The following is a 9,257-nucleotide window of genomic DNA, read 5'->3' as shown; positions in this document are numbered from 1 at the left end:
CACGTCGTATGCCTGCATGATCTCGCAGATCTCCGCGAACCGCGTGTAGAGGAACGACTCCGCGTGGTGCGCGAGGCACCACTTGGCCATGATCGAACCGCCGCGCGAGACGATGCCCGTCATGCGCTTCGCGGTCAGGGGAATGAACGGCAACCGCACGCCGGCGTGAATCGTGAAGTAGTCCACGCCCTGCTCCGCCTGCTCGATGAGCGTGTCGCGGAAGATCTCCCAGGTGAGTTCCTCGGCGCGGCCGTCGACCTTCTCCAGCGCCTGGTAGATCGGCACCGTGCCGATCGGCACCGGGCTGTTGCGGATGATCCATTCGCGCGTCTCGTGGATGTGGCGACCGGTGGAAAGATCCATCACCGTGTCGCCGCCCCAGCGGATCGCCCACGTCATCTTCTCGACTTCCTCGCCGATCGACGAGCCGAGCGCCGAATTGCCGATGTTGGCGTTGATCTTCACCAGGAAATTGCGGCCGATGATCATCGGCTCGGTCTCCGGGTGATTGATGTTGGCCGGGATGATGGCGCGGCCGCGAGCGACTTCGTCCCGCACGAACTCCGGCGTGATGTGCCGCGGAATCGCGGCGCCGAACGACTGGCCCGGGTGCTGGCGCGTAAGCAGTTCACCGAGGGCGTCGCGGCGCTGGTTTTCGCGCACCGCGATGAACTCCATCTCGGGGGTGACGAGGCCGCGGCGCGCGTAGTGCATCTGCGTCACGTTGCCACCCGGCCTGGCACGGCGGGGCTGGCGCTTCAGGTTGAAGCGCATCTCGGCGAGCTTCGGGTCGTGCAGGCGTTCCACGCCGAAGCGCGACGTCGGGCCGGGAAGCACCTCGGTGTCGCCGCGCTCCTCGATCCACCGGGCGCGCAGGGGCGTGAGCCCGGCGCGAATGTCGATCTTCACGTTCGGGTCGGTGTACGGTCCCGACGTGTCGTAGACATAGACCGGCGGATTCTTCTCGGCGCCGAAGGAGGCCGGCGTATCCGACTGCGTGATCTCCCGCATGGGGACGCGGATGTCCGGGCGCGAGCCCTCGACGTAGATCTTGCGCGAGCACGGCAGAGGCTGGACCGCCGCTGCATCGACGTGAGCAGCAGCGGCGACGAACTTAGGATGGGCGTTCATGGCTCCTCCAGAGGGCGAATCCGGGGAGCGAGGGTAGGCGACTACGTTTCCCTACGACGGCATTACCCGGACAGGTTCGAAGGGTTTGTCTCACCCCGGAAGAATCTTCCGAGGACCCCTACGTAGGTCGCTAACCCTAGCTGAAAGTCGGCTTCGCAGCAACTGTCGGGGCGTGGTTTTCCGGGCGCGCGAGCTGCCGGACGCTACCCGGAGGAAGGCGTCTGGCCGCGGCTACCGGACCGTCATGGTGCAACGCGTTGTGGTAGACTCCGGCGCGTCAACCCTCAGGCTGTGGCAGAACCCCGATGAACGTGGAGCAGGCCCGATTCAACATGGTCGAGCAGCAGATTCGACCGTGGGAAGTGCTGGATCAGCAGGTGCTCGACCTGCTGCTGCAGGTGCGGCGCGAGGAGTTCGTGCCGCAACAGCACCGGGCGCTCGCGTTCGTGGACATGGAGATCCCCATCGGACACGGGGAGGTCATGCTGGCGCCGAAGATCGAGGCGCGCATCCTGCAGGAACTCGCCATCAGGAAGACCGACCGCATTCTCGAAGTCGGCACCGGGAGCGGCTACTTCACGGCGTTGCTCGCAAGCCTCGGCGGGCACGTCTACAGCGTCGACATCGTTCCGGAATTCGTGACGCAGGCGCAGGCGAAGCTCGGCGCGCACGGCATCACCAACGTGACACTGGCGACCGGCGATGCTGCGAGCGGCTGGGGAAAGCATGCGCCGTACGACGTCATCGTGCTGACGGGTTCCGTGCCCTCGCTGGTCGCCGGGTTTCAGCAGGACTTGGTACCGGGTGGGCGGCTCTTCGCCATCGTCGGTGATCCGCCGGTGATGGAGGCGACCCTCATCACCTGCGTGTCGGCCGGAGTCTACAACTCCGTGCCGGTGTTCGAGACCTGTGTGGCTCCCCTGCGCAACGCGCCTCATCCCGAACGGTTCGTTTTCTAGGTCGAGATGCAGCAGTTGAGTCCTGACGGCCTCAAGCGCTGGCTTGCCGACGGCGAGCGCGCTGCGCCGTATCTCCTGGACGTGCGCGAGCCGTGGGAATACGCGCGCTGCCATATCGACGGCGCACGGGCGATGCCGATGAATACGGTGCCTTCCCGCCTCGCCGAGCTGCCGCAGGAGCAGGACATCGTCGTCGTCTGCCACCACGGGATGCGCAGCCAGCAGGTCGCGCTGTTCCTGGAGAGGGCGGGTTTCACGCGGGTGCACAACCTGCAAGGCGGCGTCCACGCGTGGGCTCTGGAAGTCGACCCCGGCATGCCGCGTTACTGAGAAGATCACGATCACGATGCCCTTTATTCGCCCGGTGATGGCGTTGCTGTTCGCGAGTGTGACGGGCTTCGCCTGCGCTGCCGACCTGCTGCAGGTCTACCGCGAAGCTCTCGTCCAGGATTCGGAATATGCGGCGGCGCGGGCCAACTGGCAGGCCAACCAGGAAGTGGTCGTGCAGGGTCGCTCACTGCTCCTGCCGAACTTGGGCGCGACGGGTTCGTACACGTTCAACAACCGCGATCTGCGCAACATTCCCAACCAGCAGTTCAACGCCACCTTCATCGGGCTCAACCTGAGCCAGCCGCTCTTTCGCATGCAGAACTTCGTTCAGTATCAGCAATCGCGGACGCAGCTCACGCAGAGCGAGGCGCAGTTCTCCCTGTCGAGCCAGGATCTGATCCTGCGCGTGGCGCAGGCGTACTTCGACGTGCTGCTGGCCGAGGTGAACCTCGAGGTCAACGACGCGCAGAAGCGTGCGATCGCGCAGCAGCTGGAGCAGGCCAAGCGCAACTTCGAGGTCGGCACGGCGACGGTCGTCGACACCTACGAGGCGCAGGCACGCTATGACCTCGTCGTCTCCCAGGGCATCGCGTTACAGAACGATCTCGCGGTCAAGCGCGACGCGCTGGAGCGCATCATCGCGCGCCCGGCGCCCGTGCTGCAACGCCCCCCGCGCGGTCTCCAGATCGATCCACCGAAGCCGAACAGCATCGATGCCTGGGTGAGCGAAGCGTACGAGACCAGCCTCGACGTGCGTCTGGCGGATGCCGCGCTGACGCTCGCGCGGCAGCAGGTCGAACTGCAGCGCGCCGGTCACTACCCGACGCTCGACGCCGTGGCCTCCGTCGGCTACAGCGACAACAGCATCGGGCAGATCGCCTCGCAGGGCTTTCGCGGGAACATCACGTCGGCCGGTGTGCAGCTCGCCATCCCGATCTACCAGGGCGGTGCGATCGAATCCCGCGTGCGGCAGGCGGTGGCTGCGCAGGAGAAGGCGCGACAGGACCTTGAGACCGCACGCCGCGTCGTCGCGCAGTCGACCCGGCAGGCTTTCCTCGGCTTGAACAGCGGCATCGCGCAGACCGAGGCGCTGCGCACCGCCGTGGTCTCGACGCAGGCCCAGGTGGATTCCACCAAGCTCGGCCAGGAGGTCGGCGTGCGGACCGAGGTCGACGTGCTCAACGCGCAGCAACTGCTCTTCTCCGCGCAGCGCGATCTGGCGCAGGCGGTCTTCAACACGGTGATCAATCTCTTTCGCCTGAAGGCGGCGGTGGGCCAGCTGACGGAGAACGACGTCGTGTCCGTCAATGACTGGATCAACGGCAGGGGCCGCTGAGCGTCGAGTCGAAGCGCGCCCTGCGCACCTCCTTAAGCTCGCTGCGCGAGCAGTTCTCGCCCGCCGTTCGAGCGGCATTCAGCCGCCGCATCACCCATACCCTGCTGGCGCTGCCCGAGTACCGGCGCGCGCGCGTCGTCATGGCGTACATGTCGATGGGTGCGGAGTTCGAAACGGAGGCGTTCGTGCAGCGCGTGCTGGCGGACGGCAAGCGGCTCGTGCTGCCGCGCGTGAACCGCGGCGAACGCCGCCTCGATCTCTTCGCGGTGAGTGATCTCGAAGCGGAGCTCGCGCCGGGAGTGTGGGGAATCCTGGAACCGCTGCCGGAGCGCTGCGCGACGGTCGCCGCGACGGCGGTCGACTTCGTGCTCGTACCCGGCTTGGGCTTCGATGGCGACGGCGGGCGGCTGGGTTACGGCGGCGGTTTCTACGACCGGCTGCTCGTCGCGATGACGACGGCGACCCGGGTCGCAGCAGCCTTCTCGGCGCAGGTGGTCGACGCCGTGCCGATGACGGCGCACGACCAGCGCGTCGAGCTTGTCGTCACCGAGGACGGTCTGCTGCGGTCGCGGCGCTGAAGTCGAGCAGCGCGAGGGTTTTCTCGGTCGCGCCGCGGTGTGCGCGGGCGAAGGCGATGCCGTCCCGACCCATGCCGCGGCGCGTGGTCGGATCCTTGAGCAGGCGCGCAGCTTCGCCGGCGAGGCTCTCCAGATCCGGTACCTGCACGGCCGCGCGCGCCTCCACGGCGCGCCGCACGGCATCGGCGAAGTTGTAGGTGCTCGGTCCGATGATTACCGGTGTGCCGACGGCACACGCCTCGATCAGGTTCTGCCCGCCGTAGGGCAGGAAGCTGCCGCCGATCACAGCGACGTCGGCTGCGTGATGGTAGCCGAACATCTCGCCCATGCTGTCGCCCAGCACGACGCGGGCGAGCGGCGGCACGGGCTCGTCGTGGCTGCGGCGCTCGTAGCGCACCCCGCGCTTCTCCAGCAGCATCGCCACCTCCTCGAAGCGCTGCGGGTGACGCGGCACCAGCACGATCAGCAGATCGGGCAGATCGATGCTGTCGCACGCATCGAGCAGCATCGCCTCCTCGCCGTCGCGCGTGCTCGCAAGCAGGAGCACCGGGCGTTCGCGTCCGAAGCGCATGCGCAGCGTGTCGCCCAACTGCTTTGCAGTGGCGGGCGGGGTCACGTCGAACTTGAGATTGCCGGTGACGACGACGTGCGCGGCACCGAGCGCGCGCAGGCGCTTGGCATCCGCTTTCGTCTGCGCGCCGACCGCGGTGAAGGCGCCGAAGGCCGGTCGCGAAAGCGCAGCAAAAAAGCCGTAGCCGCGGGCGGAACGCTCCGACAGGCGCGCGTTCACCAGGTACAAGGGGATCCTGCGCCGCCGGCACGCCGCCACGAGGTTGAACCAGACTTCGGTTTCCAGGATGAGCCCGAAGGTCGGCCGGTAATGGTCGAGAAACGCCCGTACCGCCGAGGGCAGGTCATAGGGTACGTAGCAACGCAGGACGGTATCGCCAAAAAGCTGCTCGCTCGTCTCCCGTCCCGTCGGCGTCATGTGGGTGAACAGGATCACGCGCTCCGGGTAGCGCTTCTGCAGCGCCTTCACCAGCGGTTCTGCCGCCCGCGTTTCGCCGACCGACACGGCATGGATCCAGATCACCGGCCGCTCCGGTGCCGGAGGATAGGCGCCGAAGCGTTCGCCGACATGGCGCAGATAGCCGCGCTGACGGCGTGCCCGCCACGCAAGCCGCAGCAGGATGAAGGGAACGAGCAAGCCGAAGAACGTCGAGTAGGTCCAACGCGCCAGTCTCCTCATGGTCATGCAGGCGCGATGCGCACCAGGGTCTCCAGCACGCGGTCCGCCGCCGGTGGCGTACCCATGCCGCCCAGATTGACGGCGCTGGCGCTGCCGTAGACGCCGTTCAACCCCGGCTCGGTCGCGCAGTAGAGGCCGACGGTAGGCCGTCCGAGCGCCACCGCGAGATGCGTGAGGCCGGTATCGACGCCGACGACTAAGGCGGCGTTCCCGAGGAGCGCCGCGAGTGCACGCAGGGGCAGCCGTGGCGTGACGAGAGCACCGGGAATGGCGGCCGCCAGACGTTCGCTGCGCAGGCGCTCCTCTTCCCCACCCCACGGCAGGAGCGAGCGCACGCCGCGCTGCTCGAGCCGCGCCCCCAGCCCCGCCCAGCGCTCCTCGGGCCAGAGCTTTTCGGGCCGGCTCGTCGCATGCAGCAGGACGGCATAGGGGCCAACCTGCAGATCGCCGAGCTCCGGCAGGTCGGCAAGCGGGGGTGGGCGGATGCCGTAGTCGACCCGCTGCGGCAACGCATATCCGATGGACTCCGCTGCCAGCTGCCGGTTGCGCTCGACGGCGTGAATGCCCAGCGATACTTCGACGCGCCGCTGATAGAAAAGAGTGGCGAAGTCGTCACGCCCGCTGCCCCAGGCGTATCCGCACCGCAACCCGCGCGCGGGTAGCGCCAGCAGTGCGCTCTTCGTGAGTCCCTGGGCGTCGATGACGAAGTCGTGGGGTTCGCGCAGCTCGTGGCGGTATGCCCCGATTTCACGCCAGGTATCGCGACTGAAGAGGTTGCTGCGCCAGCGTCGGAATGCCACGGTGATCACGCGGGCGATGCCGGGATGCAGGCGCGGCAGCGCGCTGTAGGCCTCCTCGACCAGCCACTGGACCTCGGCCCCCGGGCAGGCCGCATGGATATCCGCGACGATGGGCAGCGCGTGGACGATGTCCCCCATCGACGAGGTTTTCACCAGCAGGATGCGGGTCATGCCCGGGCCTTGGCGAAGCGCGACCCGGGCGGGGCGTGGCGGACGGGACAGCCTCTGGGCGGTGGCGTGCTGCGGAGCGCGCAAGGGCTGCCGCACTCGTTGGGAAGGCGCAAGATAGCGGATGGGGGAATGGCGTGAGCCGCGACGTTAGCACGGCCGTGTCCGGCTCGGCCAGTCGGGATCGGCAGTGACCCGGCGCCGCGAGGACGCAGCGGGCTCGACGCCCATCAGGCTGCAGTGCAATATTTACTGGTAAACTACGCCCCGCTTTCACGCGGATTGCCCGGTCCTGTGGCAGTCCAAGGGCCTCCCTATCGCATGACCATTCTCGTGACCGGCGGTGCCGGGTTCATCGGTTCGAATTTTGTCCTCGACTGGCTGGCACAGTCGGGTGAGCCCGTCGTCAACCTGGACAAGCTCACCTACGCCGGCAATCTGGGCAATCTGCAAAGCCTGCAGGGGCACGCCGGGCATTGCTTCGTGCGCGGCGACATCGGCGACAGCGCGCTGGTGCAGCGGCTGCTGAGCGAGTTCAAGCCGCGGGCGATCGTCCACTTCGCCGCCGAGAGCCACGTCGACCGCTCGATCCATGGTCCTGCGGATTTCATCGCCACCAATATCGGGGGCACGTTCACCCTGCTTGAAGCAACCCGCGCCCACTGGAACCAGCTCACGGCGGAAGAACGCAAGAGGTTCCGCTTTCTCCACGTTTCGACGGACGAGGTGTACGGCACCCTGGCGCCGACCGATCCACCGTTTTCCGAATCCACCGCCTACGCGCCGAACAGTCCGTACGCAGCCTCCAAGGCGGCCTCCGATCATCTGGTGCGGGCGTATCACCACACCTACGGCCTGCCGACGGTCACCACCAACTGCTCCAACAACTACGGCCCGTTCCAGTTTCCGGAGAAGCTGATCCCGCTGATGATCAACAACGCGCTGCAGGGCAAGTCGCTGCCGGTGTATGGCGACGGCCAGCAGGTGCGCGACTGGCTTTACGTCGGCGATCACTGTTCTGCGGTGCGTACCGCGCTGGAGCACGGACAACTCGGGGAAACGTACAACATCGGCGGCTGGAACGAGCAGGCCAATCTCGACGTGATCCACATGCTGTGCGGCATTCTCGACGAGCGCAGCCCGAATTCCCCGGTGCGTCCGCATGCGTCCCTGATCAGCTACGTGACGGACCGTCCCGGCCACGACCGGCGCTACGCGATCGACGCCCGCAAAATCGAGCGCGAGCTGGGCTGGCGCCCGCACGAGACCTTCGAGAGCGGCATCCGCAAGACGATCGACTGGTATCTCGACAACACCGACTGGGTCGCGGACGTGCAATCCGGCGACTATCAGAAATGGATCGATCGCAATTACGGGGCGCGCTGATGCGAGGTGCACCGAACACCCATCGCCTCGCGGCGCCGGCACTCGTTGCGGAGGGTTTCGATGGGCGTCTGCCGCGCCGAGTCGCAGTGGTCGGGGTGGCCCGGTGAAAGGCATCATCCTCGCCGGTGGGTCCGGCACCCGGCTCTACCCGGTGACGCAGGCGGTCTCGAAGCAGCTCCTGCCGGTCTACGACAAGCCGATGGTGTACTACCCGCTCTCCACACTGATGTTGGCGGGCATACGCGACATTCTGCTCATTTCGACACCGCAGGACACGCCTCGCTTCGAACAGCTTTTGGGGGATGGACATCGCTGGGGCATCAGCATTTCCTACGCCGTGCAGCCGGCTCCGGAGGGGCTCGCACAGGCGTTCATCATCGGCCGCGAGTTCGTCGGCAACAGTCCTTGCGCCCTCGTGCTCGGCGACAACATATTTTACGGTCACGATTTCTCGGCTCTGTTGCAGCGCGCCGCAGACAAGGCGACCGGGGCAACGGTGTTCGCCTATGCCGTGAGCGATCCGGAGCGCTACGGGGTCGTCGAGTTCGACGGGAGCGGCCGCGCGATCAGCCTGGAAGAGAAGCCGGCGCGGCCGCGCTCGCGGTACGCCGTGACCGGGCTCTACTTCTACGACAAGGAAGTCGTCGACATTGCGGCGGCGCTCAAGCCTTCGGCGCGCGGGGAACTGGAGATCACCGACCTCAACCGCTGCTACCTCGACAAGTCGCGCCTCGAGGTGGTCGTCATGGGGCGCGGCTTCGCTTGGCTCGATACCGGAACCCACGATTCGATGCTCGAAGCTGCTTCTTTCATCGAGACCGTGGAGCGCAGGCAGGGGTTGAAGATTGCGTGCCCCGAGGAGATCGCCTTTCGCATGGGCTACATCTCGGCCGGGGAGCTTGAGGCGCTGGCCGCGCCGCTCCAGAAGAGCGGCTACGGGCAGTACCTGTTGAACGTCCTGCAGGAGACGATCTTCCGATGAATGTGGTGGCGACCGACCTGCCGGAGGTGCTGCTCCTCGAGCCGAAGGTCTTCGGCGATGACCGTGGATTCTTTCTCGAGAGCTACAACGCGCGCGTTTTTCGCGAGAAGACCGGACTGGAAGTCGATTTCGTGCAGGACAATCACTCCCGCTCGGTGAAGGGTGTGCTGCGCGGCCTGCACTATCAGATACAGCAGCCGCAGGGCAAGCTCGTGCGGGTGATTGCGGGCGAAGTATTCGACGTGGCCGTCGATTTGAGGCGCGGCTCGCCCGACTTCGGGCGCTGGGCCGGGTTCCGTCTTTCTGCCGAGAACAAGCGGATGGCGTGGATCCCGCCG

Annotated in this window: 10 protein-coding genes and 1 riboswitch; of the genes, 7 read left to right on the top strand and 3 right to left on the bottom strand. The window is 66.7% G+C overall.

The features are described 5' to 3' along the window. Positions 1–1,131: phosphomethylpyrimidine synthase ThiC (locus JNK68_10690; protein ID MBL8540825.1), on the bottom strand; the 1,131-nt coding region annotated here is incomplete at its 3' end. A 30-nt stretch (positions 1,132–1,161) separates the two neighbouring features. Then, a riboswitch (TPP riboswitch) is annotated at positions 1,162–1,261 on the bottom strand. A 175-nt stretch (positions 1,262–1,436) separates the two neighbouring features. Between JNK68_10690 and JNK68_10685 the strand changes: the two genes are divergently transcribed. From JNK68_10685 to JNK68_10670, 4 genes are read left to right on the top strand one after another with little or no spacing between them, the layout of a single operon-like run. After that, a complete protein-coding gene (locus tag JNK68_10685) occupies positions 1,437–2,090 on the top strand; it encodes a protein-L-isoaspartate O-methyltransferase (protein ID MBL8540824.1) in 654 nt (217 codons plus the stop codon). A gap of 6 nt (positions 2,091–2,096) precedes the next feature. Continuing rightward, positions 2,097–2,420: a sulfurtransferase gene (locus JNK68_10680; protein MBL8540823.1), complete on the top strand. Its 324-nt coding sequence runs from the start codon at positions 2,097–2,099 to the stop codon at positions 2,418–2,420. A 16-nt stretch (positions 2,421–2,436) separates the two neighbouring features. Beyond that, positions 2,437–3,756, top strand: a complete 1,320-nt coding sequence (locus JNK68_10675; protein ID MBL8540822.1) for a TolC family outer membrane protein — start codon at positions 2,437–2,439, stop codon at positions 3,754–3,756. Further along, entirely contained in the window at positions 3,732–4,334 is a 603-nt protein-coding gene (locus JNK68_10670) for a 5-formyltetrahydrofolate cyclo-ligase (GenBank protein ID MBL8540821.1), read from the top strand. Before JNK68_10675 ends, JNK68_10670 begins: the two co-directional genes overlap by 25 nt. Here the strand turns inward: JNK68_10670 and waaA are convergent. Further along, positions 4,300–5,583 carry a lipid IV(A) 3-deoxy-D-manno-octulosonic acid transferase gene (gene waaA, locus JNK68_10665; protein ID MBL8540820.1) on the bottom strand — a complete coding sequence of 428 codons (1,284 nt, stop codon included), beginning with the start codon at positions 5,581–5,583 and terminating at the stop codon, positions 4,300–4,302. The two genes, JNK68_10670 and waaA, sit on opposite strands and share 35 nt — an antisense overlap. Positions 5,584–5,585: 2 nt before the next feature. Next, entirely contained in the window at positions 5,586–6,554 is a 969-nt protein-coding gene (gene waaC / locus JNK68_10660) for a lipopolysaccharide heptosyltransferase I (protein MBL8540819.1), read from the bottom strand. Positions 6,555–6,872: 318 nt separating this feature from the next. Between waaC and rfbB the strand changes: the two genes are divergently transcribed. The 3 genes from rfbB to rfbC form a co-directional block, all read left to right on the top strand. Further along, positions 6,873–7,937, top strand: a complete 1,065-nt coding sequence (gene rfbB, locus JNK68_10655; protein MBL8540818.1) for a dTDP-glucose 4,6-dehydratase — start codon at positions 6,873–6,875, stop codon at positions 7,935–7,937. 103 nt (positions 7,938–8,040) lie between these two features. Continuing rightward, positions 8,041–8,919 (top strand): glucose-1-phosphate thymidylyltransferase RfbA, encoded by an 879-nt coding sequence (gene rfbA / locus JNK68_10650; GenBank protein ID MBL8540817.1) that lies wholly within the window; start codon positions 8,041–8,043, stop codon positions 8,917–8,919. After that, on the top strand, positions 8,916–9,257 hold a 342-nt coding region (rfbC, locus tag JNK68_10645; protein MBL8540816.1), incomplete at its 3' end, for a dTDP-4-dehydrorhamnose 3,5-epimerase. The genes rfbA and rfbC, both read left to right, overlap by 4 nt.

This window comes from Betaproteobacteria bacterium (assembly GCA_016791345.1).
Classification (GTDB): domain Bacteria; phylum Pseudomonadota; class Gammaproteobacteria; order Burkholderiales; family JAEUMW01; genus JAEUMW01.
Note: the sequence above shows the minus strand (reverse complement) of the source record. Positions and strands in the feature narration are given on the sequence as shown.